The organism is Rhizobium sp. NLR22b (genome assembly GCF_019685295.1).
In the GTDB taxonomy this organism is placed as follows: Bacteria; Pseudomonadota; Alphaproteobacteria; order Rhizobiales; family Rhizobiaceae; genus Rhizobium.
This window is the reverse complement of record NZ_JABDWM010000017.1, coordinates 111,898-129,918: the sequence shown is the minus strand read 5'-3', so window position 1 is coordinate 129,918 and position 18,021 is coordinate 111,898. Positions and strand designations below refer to the sequence as shown.

Here is an 18,021-nt window from a genome sequence, read left to right as displayed (position 1 = left end):
GGATAGGAAGGACGCGCGCCCATCCTCAAGGAGTAGGTCTTGTTCGTCATTTCCAAGCTTGTCTGGATTTTTGCCCAGCCGCTGTCGCTGGCATTCCTTCTCGTCTTCTTCGCCTTTGCCGCCGGACTTCTGCGCTGGCACAGCTCAAGCGTCCTCGGCGCGATGGCTTCAGCCCTCATCCTCTTCATCACGCTCTACACCACGGCCGGCAACCTTCTGATGCAGGGGCTCGAGCAGCGCTTCGCCAAACCTGCCGCCGATCCCGACAGCCTGCAATGCATGATCGTGCTCGGCGGCGCCTTCGAAAACGAGGTGAATACGGCGCGCCACGGCATTGAATTCAATCCTGCCGCCGACCGCTTCATCGAAGCGCTGCGGCTCGCGCAGAAGTTTCCGCAGTCGCGCATTCTGATCTCGGGCGGCGACGGCTCACTCTCGGGCATTTACGAAGGCGATGCGGCGGCATCCGAGCGCTTCTTCCCGCTCTTCGGCGTCAGCAAGGATCGCCTGATCGAGGAGCGGCAATCGCGCACCACCTTCGAAAACGCCGTCAATACAAAAGAAGTCCTCGCGGGCCACGGCCTTTCCCAGTGCCTGCTGATCACCTCGGGCTTCCATATGCCGCGTTCCGTCGGCATCTTCCGTAAGCTCGGCATCGACATCGTGCCCTGGCCGACCGACTATCGCACCGACGGGCAGGTTCGGCTGAACCTGGATTTCACTCAGCCGAACCTCAACGCCCAGAATATGGCAACGGCGATCCGCGAATGGTACGGCCTGGTCGGCTACTATCTCGCCGGCCGGTCGTCGGAGCTTTATCCGCGCTAAGCTTATTTCTTCGAGATGGTGACGAATTTCGTGCCGCGCACACGCGCGGTCACGATGCAGGGATCGCCATCGGTGCGGTCGCAGAAACGCGGATGCATCTTCATCGCCAGCACCATGTTGCCGAAGCGCTGGACGAAGTCGTAGCCGTAGATCTGTGCCGTCGCGATCATGAAATAACCGCCTTCGGCGACCTGCAGATAGAAATTATAGGTGCAGCCGTCGTCGTTGCATTGCGGCCCCTTCTGCCCGTCGCAGGTCAGCTGGCCCTCATTGACCACGGCGTCGATCAGCCCGTCATTGTTGATGTCCTGCCTGATAACGAAGCCGTCGGCGAATTCGGCCGCTTTGCACTGTTCCTGGAAATGCTTCTTCTCGTAGATTTCGGGGTCGGAGATCAGCGATTGCTGGGCAAGCGCGGCTACCGGCATGGCGAGCAGCAGGACAATATTGAGAACGGCGAGCACCAGCGTTTTCACGGGCTTTCCTCTTTTGGACAAAGGCTCTGAAGCCAAGGCATGTCGCCTAAAACCATGCAGCGGTTTCGGGATACGACATACATCGAATAAAGACTGATGCTTTATCGCCGCGCCGCCTTGCGCCGCCCTTGCCGCCATGGTTCTTTCCGGAAACTGTTCGCCGGCTCCGGGGTCCGCATGTCCTTGCTCGTCTATCTCGATTATGCCGGCATTGCGCTGTTTGCCGCGACAGGCGCGCTCGCCGCCTCGCGCAAGCAGCTCGATCTGATCGGCTTTCTGTTTTTTGCCATGGTCACGGGAACCGGCGGCGGCACCGTGCGCGACATCGTGCTCGGCCGTGTACCGGTCTTCTGGGTGCTGAACCCTGCCTATATCCTCGTCTGCTGCATCATGGGCGTGATTGTCTTCTTCACCGCCCATCTGCTGGAATCGCGCTATCGCCTGCTGATCTGGCTGGATGCGATCGGCCTTGCCGCCTATTGCGTTCTGGGTGCCGCCAAGGGACTTGCCGCTACCGGCTCGCCGACCATCGCGATCGTCACCGGCACACTGACGGCGACCTTCGGCGGCATCCTGCGCGATCTGATGGCAAACGAGCCTTCGGTGCTGTTGCGGCCGGAAATCTATGTGACGGCGGCGCTGGTCGGGGCCGGCGTGTTCACGCTCGCCAATGCGTTGGGAATGCCGCTCTATCTCGCCTCCGGCTGCGGCGTTGTGGCGGCCTTTGCCGTTCGCGGCGGCGCCCTTTGGTTCGGCTGGACCTTCCCGATCTACAAACACAAGCCCGGGCGGCATCCCGACGATGTGATGTGAGCCTTTTGGTCGCCGTCAGCCTTGCTTGGCTCGCAGGCGGATCACCACGTCGACATGAGCGATCTCCAAACCTTCGGGCGGCTCCGGCAGATTGCCGATCGTCAGGTTGCTGACGGGAATGTCGAGCACCTCGTTATGGCCTTCGATGAAGAAATGGTGGTGGTCGGAAACATTGGTGTCGAAATAGGTCTTGGCGCTCTCGACGGCGAGAACGCGGATGAGACCGGCTTCGGTGAACTGGTGCAGCGTGTTATAGACGGTCGCCAGCGAAACCGGCACCCCGGCGGCAACCGCCTCCTCATGCAGTTCCTCGACGGTCAAATGCCGGTCGCCCTTGGCAAACAGGAGGTCGCCGAGCGCGACGCGCTGGCGTGTGGGGCGAAGGCCCGCGCGGCGCAGCCTTACCTCTATTGCGATCGGGAGTGCACCCGTCATCAACACCAACTCCGATTATTCCTGCATAAAGCAATCATGTTTCTTCAAGCGGTATAACTTTTGCATCGGAGCCTTTCAATAGTTCAGTGGGGACAAGAGCCTGACAAACGCGGCAAAAACGGGCTTTTGATGCAAATAGGTCTGGTCGCAGCTCTGGCCTTCCTGTATGCGACCACCAAATAATGGCGTAAGCCCGGTCCAAACCGATGAATGAAGCTGCCTTGCTTGTGCTTCATTTTCTGAAGAACTTGGACTACACGTTCACATCCATCGGCTTCACGCGGGGGGAAAAAGAAATTTTATGACCACCAGACAGTCCAGCTTCTCGTATGAAGAACTCATCGCTTGCGCCCATGGCGAGCTGTTCGGACCCGGTAATGCGCAGCTGCCGCTGCCGCCCATGCTGATGGTTCACCGCATCACGGACATTTCCGAAACGGGCGGCGCCTTCGACAAGGGCTATCTCAGGGCCGAATACGATGTACGCCCCGACGACTGGTATTTTCCCTGCCATTTCGAAGGCAATCCGATCATGCCTGGCTGCCTCGGCCTCGACGGCATGTGGCAGCTGACCGGTTTCTTCCTGGGCTGGCTTGGCGAGGAAGGTCGCGGCATGGCGCTTTCAACCGGCGAAGTGAAATTCAAGGGCATGGTCCGGCCGCATACGAAGCTGATCGAATACGGCATCGACTTCAAGCGCGTCATGCGCGGTCGCCTCGTGCTCGGCACGGCCGATGGCTGGCTGAAGGCGGATGGCGAGACCATATACCAGGCGTCCGACCTTCGCGTCGGTCTATCGAAAGACAAGACCGCCTGAAACCGCATTTCGAGCGGCTGACGAAAACAACAAAGGTTTGATCAGATGAGACGGGTAGTTGTCACGGGTCTGGGTATCGTTTCCTCGATCGGAAGCGATGCGGCCGAAGTCACCGAATCCTTGCGCCAGGCAAAGTCGGGTATCTCCTTTTCCAACGATTTCGCCGAACACGGCTTCAAGTGCCAGGTCTGGGGCAGCCCCAAGCTCGGCCAGGCGGAACTTGGCGAACTGGTCGATCGCCGCGCCATGCGCTTCCTGTCGCAGGGCGGCGCCTGGAACCATGTCGCCATGAAGCAGGCGATCGCCGATTCCGGTCTGGAAGAGACGGACTACGCACAGAACGAGCGCGTCGGCATCATCATGGGATCCGGTGGCCCGTCCACCCGCACACTCATCGAGGCGGCCGAGATCACCGTAAAGAACCACAGCCCGAAGCGCATCGGCCCCTTCGCCGTGCCGAAGGCGATGTCGTCAACCGCATCGGCCACACTCGCCACCTGGTTCAAGATCCACGGCGTCAACTATTCGATCTCGTCGGCCTGCTCGACCTCGGCGCATTGCATCGGCAATGCCACTGAAATGATCCAGTGGGGCAAGCAGGACATGATGTTTGCCGGCGGCCACGAAGATCTCGACTGGACGATGTCCAACCTCTTCGACGCGATGGGGGCCATGTCCTCCAAATATAACGACACGCCCGATACTGCCTCGCGCGCCTATGACGTCAACCGCGACGGTTTCGTCATCGCCGGCGGCGCCGGCGTGCTGGTGCTGGAGGAGCTGGAGCACGCCAAGGCCCGCGGCGCCAAAATCTACGCCGAAATCGTCGGCTACGGCGCCACCTCTGATGGTTACGACATGGTCGCTCCCTCGGGCGAGGGCGCTGTCCGCTGCATGCGCCAGGCGCTTTCCACCGTCAAAGGCGATGTCGACTATATCAACACCCACGGCACATCGACGCCGGTCGGCGACAGCAAGGAAATCGGCGCCATCCGCGAGGTGTTCGGCACCAAGATCCCGCATATCCAATCGACCAAGTCGCTGACGGGCCATTCGCTCGGTGCGGCCGGCGTGCAGGAATCGATCTATTCCCTGCTGATGATGCAGCAAGGTTTCATCGGCGAAAGCGCCCATATCGCCGAGCTCGATCCCGAATTCGAAGGTGTGCCGATTGTGCGCAAGCGAATCGACAATGCGAAGATCGATATCGCTCTCTCCAATTCCTTCGGCTTTGGCGGGACGAACGCCACGCTCGTCTTCCAGCGCTATAACGGATAACAACATGACTGGAATCATGCAGGGTAAGCGCGGCCTCATCATGGGCGTCGCAAACAACCATTCGATTGCCTGGGGGATTTCAAAAGCGCTCGCCGCACAGGGGGCTGACCTCGCCTTCACCTATCAGGGCGATGCGCTCGGCAAGCGCGTCCGGCCGCTGGCCGCCGAAGTCGGCTCGGATTTCGTGCTGCCTTGCGACGTCGAGGACATCACTTCCGTCGATGCCGTGGTCGACGCGCTCGGCGAGCGCTGGGGCAAGCTCGATTTTATCGTCCATGCCATCGGCTTCTCGGACAAGAACGAGCTGAAGGGCCTCTACGCCGATACGACGCGGGAGAATTTCAGCCGCACCATGGTCATCTCCTGCTTCTCCTTCACCGAGATCGCCAAGCGCTGCGCTCCGCTGATGGAAGGCAGTGGCGCGATGCTGACACTGACCTATAACGGCTCGACGCGCGTCATTCCGAATTACAATGTCATGGGTGTCGCCAAGGCGGCGCTCGAGGCTTCGGTGCGTTATCTCGCTGCCGATTACGGCCCGCGCGGCATCCGCGTCAACGGCATTTCCGCCGGCCCGATCCGCACGCTGGCCGGCGCCGGAATTTCGGACGCGCGCGCGATCCTCTCCTGGAACCAGCGTAATGCGCCGCTGCGCAAGACCGTGACCATCGATCAGGTCGGCAGCTCGGCGCTCTACCTGCTCTCCGACCTCTCCGCCGGCGTCACCGGCGAAATCCACTTCGTCGATGCCGGCTTCAACATCACCTCGATGCCAACGCTGGAGACCCTGCGCAACGCCGACGTCGAATAAACGCCGCTGATTGAAATTCAAAGGCCGTGCGCATCCTCTGCGCACGGCCTTTTGTTTTGCGGGTAAGAACTCGGGGTCGAAGCGGCCTGAGCCTTATTTCTTCGCCCACAGAACCTTGAAGCGGGCATTGCGGCAGGTTTCGCCGCTTTCCCTGAAGTTCGCTGCCAGAACAGGCTCATAAGGCAGGCCGCGATTGGCGACCAGCATCAGCCTGCCGCCGCCGCGAACGGCGGAGGCGGCTGTCTTGATCATCGCCTGGCCGAGCGATGGCTCGGCGGCATGGCCCTCGTGGAAGGGCGGGTTCATGATGACGAGGTCGTATTTGTCCTTGACCGGCTCGCCCGCCAGATCGTGCCAGAAGAAGCGCGCTGGCGCGTTCGGGCAGTTCTCCGCCAGGTTACCCCGCGCGGCCTCCAGGGCCGCGTGATTGGCCTCATAGAGGTCAAGGCGGGCCAGCCCGCGCGATCTCTGTGCCATCTCGACCGAGAGATAGCCCCATCCGGCGCCGAAATCTGCGACGTCGCCGGTAAAATCCTGCGGCAGGCGCGAGGCGAGCAGTTCCGATCCGGCATCGATCCGATCATGCGAGAACATGCCGGCTGTCGCATGGAAGCGATTATCGACGCGCACCGGCGCCTTTGCCAGTTTGGAGATGATGCCGCCGGCCTCGGCCGGCCGTCCGAACCAGAAGGCGACGCCGTGATATTTCGGCATGTGGTCGATGGCGAGGCCGAAACCTTCCATCCGCTTGCGCAGCGGCTGGACGCCGTCTTCCTTGGCGCCGGCGACGACGATCAGCCCGCCGGCCCGCGTGCGGGCGATCGCGGCGGCGAGGTTGGCCTCGTTCTCGCCTTTGTGCTTGGTGCAGAGCACGAGTGCTGCGTCATAGTCCTCGCCGTCGATCTCAGGTGTGGCTTCGATCCGCTGCGCCAGCAGCTGGCGGTAGAGCGGCCGGAAGCCCTGGACGGCGCTGAGCGAGGCGGCAAAACCTTCCGGCAGCGCAAAGCCTGCTTCGGCGCCGAGAAAGAGCACACGCTCGCCTTCGCCGGGCGGCTGGATTGTACCGCTGGCAAACGGATGGAATAGGGTCTTCAACGTTTCGCGGCTCATCGGTCTCGTCTCATTTAGAATAGAAAAGGGGCGCGGAAGATTCCCGCGCCCGGAAAAGCTCTAAAGCTGGCGGAGGCGGCTTATTCGGCCGCTTCTTCCTTCTTCTTCTCGTTCGGGATCTCCTGGCCGGTGGCCTGGTCGACAACCTTCATCGACAGACGAACCTTGCCGCGTTCGTCGAAGCCGAGCAGCTTGACCCAGACCTTGTCGCCTTCCTTGACGACGTCAGTCGTCTTGGCGACGCGCTCGGAAGCGAGCTGCGAAATATGAACGAGGCCGTCGCGGGCGCCGAAGAAGTTGACGAAGGCGCCGAAGTCGGCGGTCTTGACGACAGTGCCCTCATAGATCTGGCCGATTTCAGGCTCGGCGACGATCGAGTGGATCCACTTGCGCGCCGCTTCGATTTCCTTGCCGGAAGAGGAGGCGATCTTGACGGTGCCGTCGTCCTCGATGTTGATCTTCGCGCCGGTCTTTTCGACGATTTCGCGGATGACCTTGCCGCCGGAGCCGATGACTTCGCGGATCTTGTCGACCGGGATGTTCATCACTTCGATGCGCGGAGCGAATTCGCCGAGCTGGCCGCGGCTTTCGGTGATGGCCTTGGCCATTTCGCCGAGGATATGGGCGCGACCGCCCTTGGCCTGGCCGAGAGCGACCTTCATGATCTCCTCGGTGATACCGGCGATCTTGATGTCCATCTGCAGCGAAGTGATGCCATCGGCCGTACCGGCAACCTTGAAGTCCATGTCGCCGAGATGATCTTCATCACCGAGGATATCGGAGAGGACGGCGAAGCGATCGCCTTCCAGGATCAGGCCCATGGCGATACCAGCAACCGGCTTCGCCAGCGGGACACCGGCATCCATCAACGCCAGCGACGTGCCGCAGACGGTTGCCATCGAGGACGAGCCGTTGGATTCGGTGATCTCGGAAACGACGCGCAGCGTGTAGGGGAACTGCTCCGCCGACGGCAGCATCGGACGGATCGCACGCCATGCGAGCTTGCCGTGGCCGATCTCGCGGCGACCCGGGGACCCCATGCGGCCGGTCTCACCAACCGAGAAGGGAGGGAAGTTGTAATGGAGCAGGAAGCGCTCCTTGTACATGCCGGTCAGGCTGTCGACATACTGCTCGTCCTCTCCGGTGCCGAGCGTGGCAACCACGATCGCCTGCGTTTCGCCGCGCGTGAAGAGCGCCGAGCCATGCGTGCGCGGCAGAAGGCCGACTTCCGAAACGATCGGACGAACGGTTTCAAGGTCGCGGCCGTCGATGCGGCTCTTGGTGTCGAGGATGTTCCAACGGACGATCTTGGCCTGCAGGTGCTTGAAGATCGCGCCGACTTCTTCGGCCGTATACTTGGCTTCGCCTTCCTCGGGGAGGAAATGCGCCTTGACCTTTGCCTTGACGGCGTCGACGGCGGCGTAGCGGTCAGCCTTCTGGGTGATCTTGTAAGCTTCGCGCAGTTCTGCTTCGAAATGCTTCAGCATCTCGCCTTCGAGCTCGGAATAGTCTTCCGGTTGGAAGTCGCGCGGCTCCTTGGCGGCGACTTCGGCGAGCTTGATGATCGCGTCGAGAACCGGCTGGAAGCCTTTGTGGCCGAACATGACGGCGCCGAGCATGACGTCTTCGGGCAGTTCCTTGGCTTCGGACTCGACCATCAGCACGGCGTCGTAGGTGCCGGCGACGACGAGGTCGAGGCTCGACTCATCCATCTCGTCGAGATGCGGGTTGAGAACATATTCGCCGTTGATGTAGCCGACGCGCGCGCCGCCGACCGGGCCCATGAAGGGAACGCCGGAAAGCGTCAGCGCCGCCGAAGAGGCGATCATGGACAGGATGTCAGGATTGTTTTCAAGGTCGTGCTGGACGACGGTGACGACGACCTGGGTGTCGTTCTTGTAGCCTTCCGGGAAGAGCGGGCGGATCGGGCGGTCGATCAGGCGGGAAACGAGAGTCTCGTTTTCGCTCGGACGGCCTTCACGCTTGAAATAGCCGCCGGGGATCTTGCCGGCTGCATAGGTCTTTTCCTGGTAGTTGACGGTGAGCGGAAAGAAGTCCTGCCCGGGCTTCGGCGCCTTGGCAGAGACGACGGTGGCAAGAACGACGGTCTCGCCGTAAGTGGCGAGAACCGCACCGTCGGCCTGACGGGCGATCTTGCCGGTTTCGAGCTTCAGCGGGCGGCCGGCCCACTCGATTTCCACTGTGTGTGTATCAAACATATCTTGTCCTTCAATGCGGGAGCACGCGCCATCGCCGATTTCAGGGCGCAGCGCACAGTCGACCGCAATCAATGTGACGTATCACGGGCAAGACAACGGGAGGCTTTTCATCGGCAGTTTCTCGAACGTGAGAGTTCCTGAGAAACTTGGGCCAAAGCCTTGGAGAGCTTTGGCCGAAAGCATCCGGCAATCCTGCCCCATGACAGGTCAGCGGTTGGTTTGGCAGAACCGGCCCATCCGGGTCTGCCGGTCGTTCCACCGCATGAGATAGGGCGCGGGCGGAACATTTCATCGGGAGCGTCGTCCCGAAACAGATCCGGCGGACGCTTAAAAGCGCCCGCCGGATAATTTTAGCGGCGGATACCCAGGCTGTTGATCAGCTTGGAATAGCGGCCTTCATCCTTCTTCTTGAGATAATCAAGAAGCGAGCGGCGGCTCGAAACCATCGTCAGCAGGCCACGGCGGGAATGGTTATCCTTCTTGTGGTCTTTGAAGTGTTCGGTCAGGTTGTTGATGCGCTCGGTCAGGATCGCGACCTGGACTTCCGGAGAACCGGTATCGCCTTCGGCGGTTGCGTATTCCTTGATCAGCGCAGCCTTGCGCTCAGCAGTGATCGACATCGGACGTTCCTTTCTATGAGAGGAGAAGACGTCGCCAAAAGCCGGGATGTCGTCCAGCTTTGGCCGTGAATGCGAGCAGGCGGACCTGACGCTGGCGCTGCCTATAAACCAAATATGCAGCGATGGAAAGAGGGGGCTCCCGCAGCCGCTTTCAACGGCCGGCCATGGCGTCCCGGATCATCGCATCATAACCGCCGGGATCCTGCAGCATGGCGAAATGGCTGGCATCCTTGAGGATGACAAGTTTTGCGCCCGGGATCTCCTTTGCCATCATCTCCGTATGGTCGAGCTTGACGGCTTCATCGTGATCGCCGATCGCAAGCGTGACGGGTACGGTGATCTTTCTAAGGTCCGCCGCCGTCCAGTTCGGCTGCGTCGCCCACATCTGAGAGATCTGGGTGACGAAGGCCTCGTATTCGGTCGGCGTCGGCGAAAGCTTTCTGTACTGGTCACCGGCAACCTCGATATAGTGGCTGAAGGTCTTGTTCTCCAAAACGTCGCCCTTAACGCCGTCCGTCGTGACGTTGGCCGCCTGAGCGATAACGCGGGTCAGCTTTTCCGGATGGTTCATCGCCATGTCGATGCCGATGATGCCGCCGTCCGACCATCCCACGAGCGTCACCTTGTCGATCTTCAGATAGTCGAGAAGGGCAACGTAGTCCGAGGTCATCAGATCGTAGCCGAAAGCCTGCCGGCTACGTGTCGACCGGCCGTGACCGCGGCTGTCGGCGACGATGACCAGATGATCCCGAGCAAACTCCGCCACCTGATGACCCCAGACGTCGGCATTTCCAAGACCGCCATGGATGAAGAGGATCGGATCGCCTTCACCATATTCGGCGTAATACATCTTGATGTCGTTCACATCAGCCATGCCGCTCGTCTTCGGCGTGGGCATTGAAGGAAAGGCGGGAAGCTCGGCCCATCGTTCGGTGGCTTGGGCGCCGGCAACGATCAGGAACAACGAAAAGAACGTCAGTACTTTCGCGATTCTACGCATGGTTTTCCCCTCGAGCCACCATGGCCCAAGGGCAAGGATATCGTATCGCTACCGCCTGACAATCGTCAGTGGTACGGATTCAGGCGAAAACCCGCTTCGGTCGAAACTCGCCCTGGCCGATTTCGCCGATCGCGATCAGCCTGCCGCGTGCCGTCGCATAGGCTTCGCTTTCGGCAATCGGCGCATCGCGGCCGCGCACCAGGATCGGATTACCCATCTTCAGCCGGTGCGCCTGGTCGTCGTTGATGACGAGATGGGGCAGGGCCGACAATGCTTCGCAGGTGTCGATCAGCAGCGCATCGAGGGCGGCGAGCCGCTCATCCATATCCTCGATCGATTCCAGCGCCACGAGGTTTGCGAGCGGAACCATGACCTCTTCCGAAAAGGGCGCGACAAAAGTGCGCCGCAGCCCTGATATATGTCCGTAGCAGCCGAGTTCGCGGCCAAAATCGCGGGCAAGCGCCCTGACATAGGTGCCCTTGCCGCATTCCACTTCGAAATGCGCGGTATTGGCGTCCGGGCAGGCAAGCAGGGTCAGCCGGAAGATTTCCACTTCCCGCGAGGGGATCTCGACGGCTTCGCCGTCGCGCGCCAGGTCGTAGGCGCGTTCTCCCGCTATCTTGATGGCGGAAAACTGCGGCGGCACCTGGCTGATGGTGCCGATATATTTGGGCAGGATATCGCGAATCTGCTGTTCGCTCGGCCGCTTGTTCGAACTCTCAGTGACCTCGCCTTCGAGATCGTCGGTGGCGCGCTCCTCGCCCCAGCTCACCGTGAATTCATAGATCTTCCGGCCGTCCATCACATAGGGAACGGTCTTGGTTGCATCGCCGAGCGCGATCGGCAGCATGCCGGAGGCCAGCGGATCGAGCGTGCCGGCATGGCCGGCCTTCTGCGCCTTATAGAGCCACTTGATCTTGGAAACGGCTTCCGTCGAGCCGAAATCCACCGGCTTGTCGAGAATCAGCCAGCCGGAAATCGGTCGGCCCTTGGGTTTGCGTGGTTTGGACATCAGTCTCTTCTGTTACTGTTCGTCGTTGTCGCCATCGAGATCTCGGCTCACCTCGGGCGAACGCAGCAGCTCGTCGATCTTCTTGTAATTGTCGAAGCTGGTGTCGTCGCGGAAGCGCACCTCCGGCATGTATTTCATCTGCCGAAGCTGGGGCCCGAGCCGGCCGCGGATGAACTTCGCATGGCGGTTCAACGCCTCGATGACGATGCTGTGGTCGGAAACGCCGAGCGGCGTCACATAAGCCGTGGCGATCTTGAGATCGGGCGACATGCGCACTTCGGAGATCGAAATCACGGTCGCCTCGATGATGTCGTCACGCACTTCACCGCGCTGCAGCACCTGGGTGATCGCGGCGCGGACTTGTTCGCCAACGCGCAGCATGCGCTGCGAAGGCGCGGAGGATGTTGGTCTGGTCATTGTTATCTCTGTTTGCCGATGCGGCTGGGAATCGAACCCGTCAAAGGAGAGCGTCCATGACTCTTTTGGCCGAAAAGGTCAAGCCGGCAGATAGAAAAGCCACCCGCCGGAGAGCGGATGGCTTTTGTCAAGCTGCTGTAACGCCGAGGATCAGAGCGTGCGTGTGATATGTTCGACGCGGAAGCACTCGATGACGTCGCCGACGCGCATGTCTTCGTAGTTTTCGAAGGCCATGCCGCACTCCTGGCCCATCGGCACTTCGGAGACTTCGTCCTTGAAGCGCTTGAGGGTCTTGAGCTTGCCTTCGTGAACGACGACGTCGTTGCGGATGAGGCGCACACCCGCCCCGCGCTCGACCTTGCCTTCGACAACGCGGCAACCGGCCACCTTGCCGACCTTGGTGATGTTGAACACCTCCAGGATTTCGGCATTGCCGATAAAGGTCTCGCGCCGTTCCGGAGACAGGAGGCCCGACATCGCTGCCTTCACGTCATCCACGAGGTCGTAGATGATGTTGTAGTAGCGGATCTCGATGCCCTGGCGCTCGGCGAACTGGCGTGCCTGCGCATTGGCGCGAACGTTGAAGCCGATGATGGCCGCGTTCGAGGCTTCGGCGAGCGAAATATCCGACTCGGTGATGCCGCCTGCGCCCGAATGGACGATGCGGGCACGGACCTCGTCGGTGCCGAGCTTTTCCAGCGCGCCGGCAATCGCTTCGATCGAACCCTGCACGTCGCCCTTGATGACGAGCGGGAACTCCTTGATGCCGGTGCTCTGCATCTGCGTCATCATCTGTTCCAGCGAACCGCGCTGTCCCGACTGGCGGGCAGCCGCCTTGTCGCGGGCAAGACGCTGACGGTATTCCGAGATTTCGCGGGCGCGGCTTTCGCTCTCGACGACGGCGAACTTGTCACCCGCCTGCGGCGTGCCGGAAAGGCCAAGCACTTCGACGGGCATCGCCGGCGGTGCTTCCTTCATATGCTCGCCCTTGTCGTTGACGAGCGCGCGCACACGGCCCCAGACATCGCCTGCGACGATGATCTGGCCCGGCTTCAGCGTACCGTTCTGAACGAGAACCGTGGCAACCGAGCCGCGGCCGCGGTCGAGCTGAGCTTCGATGACGGTACCTTCCGCGGTGCGGTTCGGATTGGCCTTGAGGTCAAGGATTTCCGCCTGCAGCAGAACGGCTTCGAGCAGCTTGTCGAGGTTCTTGCCTGTCTTGGCCGACACTTCGACGTCAAGCGTTTCACCGCCCATCGATTCCACGAAGACTTCGTGCTGCAGAAGCTGGTTGCGCACCTTCTGCGGATCGGCTTCGTGCTTGTCGATCTTGTTGATCGCCACGATGATCGGAACACCGGCCGCCTTGGCGTGATTGATCGATTCGATCGTCTGCGGCATGACGCTGTCGTCGGCTGCCACGACCAGGATCGCGATGTCGGTCGCCTGCGCGCCGCGGGCACGCATCGCCGTGAAGGCGGCGTGGCCGGGGGTGTCGATGAAGGTGATCTTCTGGCCGTTCTGTTCCACCTGATAGGCGCCGATGTGCTGCGTGATGCCGCCGGCTTCGCCGGCAACCACGTTGGCATGGCGGATGGCGTCGAGCAGCGAGGTCTTGCCGTGGTCGACGTGGCCCATGATGGTGACGACGGGCGGACGCGAAACGCGGTCGCCTTCGACATCGGCGATGTCAAAGATGCCGAGTTCGACGTCGGATTCAGAGACACGCTTGACGGTATGGCCGAATTCGCCGGCGATGAGTTCGGCAAGGTCGGCGTCGATGACGTCGCCCGGCTTCATCATCTGGCCTTCCTTCATCAGGTACTTGATGACGTCGACGGCGCGTTCGGACATGCGCTGCGACAGTTCCTGAATGGTGATGGTCTCCGGCAGGACGACTTCGCGGGAAATCTTCTCGCGAGTCTCCTGCATCTGGCTGCGGCGGAACTTCTCCTGCCGGCGGCGCATCGCCGAAAGCGAACGGCTGCGGCCGGCGTCCTCACCGTCGACGTCGGCGGTGGTGATCGTCAGCTTGCCGCGACGGCGCTCCTCATCCGTTTTCGGACGGGTCGTCACCGGTTTTGCAGGTTCGGGGCGAACGACGCGGCCGCGCGCCGGACCGCTGCGCGAAGCGCCACGGTCGTCATCGTCGCCGTCATTGCGACGGCCGCGCACGCCAGCTGGCGCGCCGGGCGCCGGGCGAGCGGCTGCTCCGTCGGCATCGGGCCGGCGTGCTGCCGGCGCGGGTGCTGCCGGGCGCGGGGTCGTGTTCGGGCGAGCCTCGGCCGTAGCGGGAGCCGGCGCTGCAGCAGCGGCTACCGGTTCGGCGGCGGCAGCGGCGGCCGCTTCGGCCTGCAGGGCTGCCTCTTCGACGGCTCTGCGTGCGGCTTCCTCCGCTTCAGCTGCCTTGCGGACAGCCTCTTCGGCGGCGCGGCGCTTTTCTTCCTCGGCGCGGCGGATCGCATCCTGGGCGTCACGCGCCTGAGATTCGGCGAGCGCACGGCGGCGCGCATCCATTTCCTCAGGCGACAGATGGTTCAGCACGACAGGGCGCGGGCGATCGTTCGGACGCGGCTGCTGATAGGACTGCTGCGGACGCTGGTTGGCTTGGCTGCCGCCGGGCTGATGAATCCGCGGTGCCGGCGTCGACTGCTGCGGACGCGCCTGAGCAGGTGCCGGCGCCGGTTCGGCTGCGCGAACCGGAGCTGCGGGGGCTGCAGGCGTGATCGGCTTTTCGTCTTCCGGGCGCATCGGGCGCCGCTTGCGGGTCTCGACCACGACCGCCTTGGTGCGACCCCGACCCATATCCTGGCGAACGGTGCCCTGGCTCATCCCCGATGGTTTCAGGGTGAGCGTCTTCTTGCCCGTTACGCTGAGTGTCTTGTCGTCGTTACTATCGGTCATTCGTTCCCGTTCCTTCGGACAGGGAGCGATGACTAGATCAGACCCTGTCGTTCAAATACTGTCGATCAATGAGAATGAGACCGGCCGATGCCGGTGACCGCCTCATTGTTGTTGCCGGCCAGCGCCGCCCGCTGCCCGGGACTGACCGCCAATACGGTACTGTTCGAGCATCTTTGCGCGCTTCACTACACCCTCACCCGCCTGCCCTGCAAGCACTGCGGCATGGATAAAAGCATTCTGGCCCATCAGGCCTTCCATTTCGCTCTCCGAGAAGAAACGGTAGGAAGGTATCTCCTCCTCGGTCTCCATTCCGAGGTGCCAGGCCTTGCGGGCCTGGTCGATTTTTCGCACTCCATCATCCGCTGCGTCAGTAGCGTGAAACACCGCAAGGGCTGCTCCACTTCTGACTGCGGCATCCACTTTCGAGGCGCCGCTGACGAACTGGCCGGCCTTGCGCGCCATGTTCATCATCTGCATCACTTGCGCCGCCAGCAGCCGGTCGACGCTCGCGCCGAGATCGTCTGCTGCCTTCACTTCCGTTTTCAGCGCCCGGGCGAACAGCTTTTTCGCCACCGCCCTGTCGACCAGCGACCGGTCGGCCTTCACCCAGCAGCCGCGCCCCGGAAGCTCGCGCTTCAGGTCGGCGACGACGGTTCCGTCGGGAGCCGCGACGAAGCGGATCAGCTCCTCCGGCGATCCGCTTTCGCGCGTCACGATGCACATGCGTCCGTTCACGTCATACCCTGCAAGATCGTCGTCCTCAGGAAGAACGTTCGGCTCATGCGCGGTCATCATGCTTCCTGTTCGGCTTCGATGACCTCTTCCTCGGTCCCCTTCGCCAGGTCCTCTTCGGTGATCCAGCCGGCCGCGAGGCGGGCCTGCACGATCATCTGCTCGGCCTCGACACGCGAGACGTCGAACTTCGAGAACAGTCCTTCGAATTTTTTCGTTTCGCCGTTCTTGCGTTCCGTCCAGCCGACGAGGTCATCGGCCGCACAACCGGCAAAGTCCTCGATCGTCTTGATGCCGTCCTCGCCGAGCGCCACCATCATCTGGGCGGTCATGCCGTCGATCTGGCGCAGCTCGTCCTCAACGCCGAGCGCCTTGCGCTTCTCGTCCATCTCGGCTTCGAGACGCTCGAGGAATTCGCGGGCGCGCTGCTGGATTTCCTGCGCCGTCTCTTCGTCGAAACCGTCGATCGAGGAGATTTCGTCGAGATCGACATAGGCAAGTTCTTCGACGGCGGCAAAGCCTTCCGACGCCAGAACCTGGCCGACCATCTCGTCGACGTCGAGCGAATCCATGAACAGGTTGGTGCGCTCGTTGAATTCCTTCTGACGGCGTTCCGATTCCTCGGCCTCCGTCATGATATCGATATCCCAGCCGGTCAGCTGCGAAGCGAGGCGGACATTCTGGCCGCGGCGGCCGATCGCAAGCGACAGCTGCTCGTCGGGAACGACGACTTCGATGCGCTCGGCGTCCTCGTCGAGAACGACCTTGGCCACTTCCGCCGGCTGCAGGGCGTTGACGACGAAGGTCGCCGGGTCCTGGCTCCAGGGGATGATGTCGATCTTCTCACCCTGGAGTTCGCCGACGACGGCCTGGACGCGCGAGCCGCGCATACCGACGCAGGCGCCGACCGGATCGATCGAGCTGTCGTTCGAGATCACCGCGATCTTGGCGCGCGAACCCGGATCGCGGGCGACCGACTTCACCTGGATGATGCCGTCGTAGATCTCAGGCACTTCCATGGTGAAGAGCTTCACCATGAACTGCGGATGTGTGCGCGACAGGAAAATCTGCGGACCGCGCTGCTCCCGACGAACATCATATACGTATGCACGGACGCGATCGCCATAGCGCACGTTCTCGCGCGGGATCATTTCGTCGCGGCGGATGATGCCTTCACCACGGCCGAGATCGACGATGACGTTGCCGTATTCGACGCGCTTGACGGTGCCGTTGACGATTTCGCCGACGCGATCCTTGAATTCGTCGAACTGGCGGTCGCGCTCGGCTTCACGCACCTTCTGCACGATCACCTGCTTGGCGGACTGTGCGGCGATGCGGCCGAAATCCATCGGCGGCAGCGGATCGGCGATGAAATCGCCAAGGGCTGCGTCCGGATTGCGGTCGCGGGCAAGCTCTAGCGGGATCTGCGTCGAATAATCCTCGGCCTTGTCGACCACTTCGAGCAGACGCTGCAGACGGATTTCACCGGTCTTCGGATTGATGTCGGCCCGGATGTTGGATTCGGTGCCGTAACGGGAGCGCGCCGCCTTTTGGATGGCATCGGCCATTGCGGCAAGCACGATCTCCCGGTCGATGACTTTTTCGCGCGCCACTGCATCTGCGATCTGCAGAAGTTCGAGCCGGTTCGCACTGACTGCCATTGTCTTGTTTCTCCGTCTTTACTCCAGGGTTCCCGTCCCTGTAGCGGTCTGTTGATCGGTTATTCCTGGTCGTCTGCTTCGTTCTGGTTCGCGGCCTGCGCTTTCGCCAGCTTGTCGGCGCGCAACGCATCGCGGATCAGATCGTCGGTCAGAATGAGCTTCGCATCGCTAAGCGCCGTGAAGGGAATGACGACCTTCTGCTCTTCCCCATAGGCGACCTGGTCACGCTCGAGCGTGAATCCATCGGCGTCTGCTTCGACGATCTTGCCGCGGAAGCGTTTGCGGTTGCCGATCATGATCGACGTTTCGCACTTTACAAGGTGGCCCTGCCAGCGGACGAAATCGGATTTCCGCACCATCGGACGGTCGATGCCGGGCGAAGACACCTCGAGATGATACTCTTTATCGATCGGATCTTCCACATCGAGGACGGGAGAAATCGCCATCGAGACTTCTTCGCAGTCCTGAACCGTCATCGTGCCGTCATTGCGCTCGGCCATCACCTGCATCGTGGCGCCGTTCTGGTTCAGCATGCGCACGCGGATCAGCCGGAAGCCCATGCCGACGAGAACCGGTTCGATGATATCGGCAAGACGCTGGTCGAGCCCGGTTTCGGTAATCAGCCGCGGCTCAAGTTCGTTGTCTGCGTTTGTCATGTCCGACAAGCGGCGCTCCTCGCAATTTCAAGCTGTTCAGGCGATCGAGCTAATAAAAAAGAGCGGGTCCTTGCGGCCCACTCTTCATCAAGCGATCAAGAATTTGAGAGCCATATAGTCGGGTTTTTCCGAAATTGCAAGGTCTGAGAGCGATTCCGCCAATTCATGCCGGGCGAGGAGAACGGACCTATGGCCAGCGATCGTCTTCCGCATATATTGCCGTTGGCACACA

The 18,021-nt window shown here is 61.6% G+C and carries 17 protein-coding genes; 5 read left to right on the top strand and 12 right to left on the bottom strand.

Annotation, left to right across the window (positions count from 1 at the left end):
• Positions 1-39 precede the first annotated feature (39 nt).
• Positions 40-828, top strand: coding sequence for a YdcF family protein (locus HJC00_RS25085; RefSeq protein WP_221164747.1), 789 nt, complete (start codon positions 40-42; stop codon positions 826-828).
• A 2-nt stretch (positions 829-830) separates the two neighbouring features.
• On the opposite strand, the gene HJC00_RS25080 is transcribed toward HJC00_RS25085, so the two are convergent.
• Complete coding sequence (locus HJC00_RS25080; protein WP_221164746.1) at positions 831-1,304, bottom strand: hypothetical protein; 474 nt, start codon at positions 1,302-1,304, stop codon at positions 831-833.
• A gap of 177 nt (positions 1,305-1,481) precedes the next feature.
• Here HJC00_RS25080 and HJC00_RS25075 point away from each other — a divergent pair, with 177 nt between their 5' ends.
• The gene (locus HJC00_RS25075) at positions 1,482-2,117 is read left to right on the top strand and encodes a trimeric intracellular cation channel family protein (protein WP_210629663.1); all 636 of its coding nucleotides are present in this window, start codon (positions 1,482-1,484) and stop codon (positions 2,115-2,117) included.
• A 15-nt stretch (positions 2,118-2,132) separates the two neighbouring features.
• On the opposite strand, the gene irrA is transcribed toward HJC00_RS25075, so the two are convergent.
• Positions 2,133-2,552 (bottom strand): iron response transcriptional regulator IrrA, encoded by a 420-nt coding sequence (irrA, locus tag HJC00_RS25070; protein ID WP_210629662.1) that lies wholly within the window; start codon positions 2,550-2,552, stop codon positions 2,133-2,135.
• A gap of 301 nt (positions 2,553-2,853) precedes the next feature.
• Here irrA and fabA point away from each other — a divergent pair, with 301 nt between their 5' ends.
• From fabA to fabI, 3 genes are read left to right on the top strand one after another with little or no spacing between them, the layout of a single operon-like run.
• Positions 2,854-3,369 carry a 3-hydroxyacyl-[acyl-carrier-protein] dehydratase FabA gene (gene fabA, locus HJC00_RS25065; RefSeq protein ID WP_020920068.1) on the top strand — a complete coding sequence of 172 codons (516 nt, stop codon included), beginning with the start codon at positions 2,854-2,856 and terminating at the stop codon, positions 3,367-3,369.
• Between the two features lie 45 nt (positions 3,370-3,414).
• Positions 3,415-4,647, top strand: a complete 1,233-nt coding sequence (fabB, locus tag HJC00_RS25060; RefSeq protein WP_221147657.1) for a beta-ketoacyl-ACP synthase I — start codon at positions 3,415-3,417, stop codon at positions 4,645-4,647.
• A 4-nt stretch (positions 4,648-4,651) separates the two neighbouring features.
• A complete protein-coding gene (fabI, locus tag HJC00_RS25055) occupies positions 4,652-5,458 on the top strand; it encodes an enoyl-ACP reductase FabI (RefSeq protein WP_210629660.1) in 807 nt (268 codons plus the stop codon).
• A 93-nt stretch (positions 5,459-5,551) separates the two neighbouring features.
• Here fabI and HJC00_RS25050 read toward each other — a convergent pair whose 3' ends face one another.
• From HJC00_RS25050 to rimP, 10 genes are all read right to left on the bottom strand, one after another.
• Positions 5,552-6,568: a class I SAM-dependent methyltransferase gene (locus tag HJC00_RS25050; protein WP_210629659.1), complete on the bottom strand. Its 1,017-nt coding sequence runs from the start codon at positions 6,566-6,568 to the stop codon at positions 5,552-5,554.
• A gap of 80 nt (positions 6,569-6,648) precedes the next feature.
• Positions 6,649-8,787, bottom strand: coding sequence for a polyribonucleotide nucleotidyltransferase (gene pnp, locus HJC00_RS25045; protein ID WP_011423507.1), 2,139 nt, complete (start codon positions 8,785-8,787; stop codon positions 6,649-6,651).
• A gap of 350 nt (positions 8,788-9,137) precedes the next feature.
• Entirely contained in the window at positions 9,138-9,407 is a 270-nt protein-coding gene (gene rpsO / locus HJC00_RS25040) for a 30S ribosomal protein S15 (RefSeq protein WP_009997779.1), read from the bottom strand.
• 151 nt (positions 9,408-9,558) lie between these two features.
• Positions 9,559-10,407 (bottom strand): alpha/beta fold hydrolase, encoded by an 849-nt coding sequence (locus HJC00_RS25035; RefSeq protein WP_221158282.1) that lies wholly within the window; start codon positions 10,405-10,407, stop codon positions 9,559-9,561.
• A 79-nt stretch (positions 10,408-10,486) separates the two neighbouring features.
• The gene (gene truB / locus HJC00_RS25030; protein ID WP_221147660.1) at positions 10,487-11,419 is read right to left on the bottom strand and encodes a tRNA pseudouridine(55) synthase TruB; all 933 of its coding nucleotides are present in this window, start codon (positions 11,417-11,419) and stop codon (positions 10,487-10,489) included.
• 12 nt (positions 11,420-11,431) lie between these two features.
• Positions 11,432-11,836 (bottom strand): 30S ribosome-binding factor RbfA, encoded by a 405-nt coding sequence (gene rbfA, locus HJC00_RS25025; protein ID WP_009993666.1) that lies wholly within the window; start codon positions 11,834-11,836, stop codon positions 11,432-11,434.
• Positions 11,837-11,986: 150 nt separating this feature from the next.
• Positions 11,987-14,740 (bottom strand): translation initiation factor IF-2, encoded by a 2,754-nt coding sequence (gene infB / locus HJC00_RS25020; RefSeq protein WP_210629656.1) that lies wholly within the window; start codon positions 14,738-14,740, stop codon positions 11,987-11,989.
• Between the two features lie 102 nt (positions 14,741-14,842).
• The gene (locus tag HJC00_RS25015; protein ID WP_210629655.1) at positions 14,843-15,535 is read right to left on the bottom strand and encodes an RNA-binding protein; all 693 of its coding nucleotides are present in this window, start codon (positions 15,533-15,535) and stop codon (positions 14,843-14,845) included.
• Entirely contained in the window at positions 15,532-17,133 is a 1,602-nt protein-coding gene (gene nusA, locus HJC00_RS25010) for a transcription termination factor NusA (protein WP_210629654.1), read from the bottom strand. Before nusA ends, HJC00_RS25015 begins: the two co-directional genes overlap by 4 nt.
• Before the next feature lie 59 nt (positions 17,134-17,192).
• Positions 17,193-17,798, bottom strand: coding sequence for a ribosome maturation factor RimP (gene rimP, locus HJC00_RS25005; protein WP_088396888.1), 606 nt, complete (start codon positions 17,796-17,798; stop codon positions 17,193-17,195).
• Positions 17,799-18,021: the final 223 nt, after the last annotated feature.

Coding starts and splice junctions, on each gene's coding strand:
- infB (WP_210629656.1), bottom strand. CDS start 14,740: ATGACCGATAGTAACGACGACAAGACACTCAGCGTAACGGGCAAGAAG.
- truB (WP_221147660.1), bottom strand. CDS start 11,419: ATGTCCAAACCACGCAAACCCAAGGGCCGACCGATTTCCGGCTGGCTG.
- fabA (WP_020920068.1), top strand. CDS start 2,854: ATGACCACCAGACAGTCCAGCTTCTCGTATGAAGAACTCATCGCTTGC.
- HJC00_RS25075 (WP_210629663.1), top strand. CDS start 1,482: ATGTCCTTGCTCGTCTATCTCGATTATGCCGGCATTGCGCTGTTTGCC.
- rpsO (WP_009997779.1), bottom strand. CDS start 9,407: ATGTCGATCACTGCTGAGCGCAAGGCTGCGCTGATCAAGGAATACGCA.
- nusA (WP_210629654.1), bottom strand. CDS start 17,133: ATGGCAGTCAGTGCGAACCGGCTCGAACTTCTGCAGATCGCAGATGCA.
- HJC00_RS25050 (WP_210629659.1), bottom strand. CDS start 6,568: ATGAGCCGCGAAACGTTGAAGACCCTATTCCATCCGTTTGCCAGCGGT.
- fabB (WP_221147657.1), top strand. CDS start 3,415: ATGAGACGGGTAGTTGTCACGGGTCTGGGTATCGTTTCCTCGATCGGA.
- pnp (WP_011423507.1), bottom strand. CDS start 8,787: ATGTTTGATACACACACAGTGGAAATCGAGTGGGCCGGCCGCCCGCTG.
- HJC00_RS25015 (WP_210629655.1), bottom strand. CDS start 15,535: ATGATGACCGCGCATGAGCCGAACGTTCTTCCTGAGGACGACGATCTT.
- rbfA (WP_009993666.1), bottom strand. CDS start 11,836: ATGACCAGACCAACATCCTCCGCGCCTTCGCAGCGCATGCTGCGCGTT.
- HJC00_RS25035 (WP_221158282.1), bottom strand. CDS start 10,407: ATGCGTAGAATCGCGAAAGTACTGACGTTCTTTTCGTTGTTCCTGATC.
- fabI (WP_210629660.1), top strand. CDS start 4,652: ATGACTGGAATCATGCAGGGTAAGCGCGGCCTCATCATGGGCGTCGCA.
- irrA (WP_210629662.1), bottom strand. CDS start 2,552: ATGACGGGTGCACTCCCGATCGCAATAGAGGTAAGGCTGCGCCGCGCG.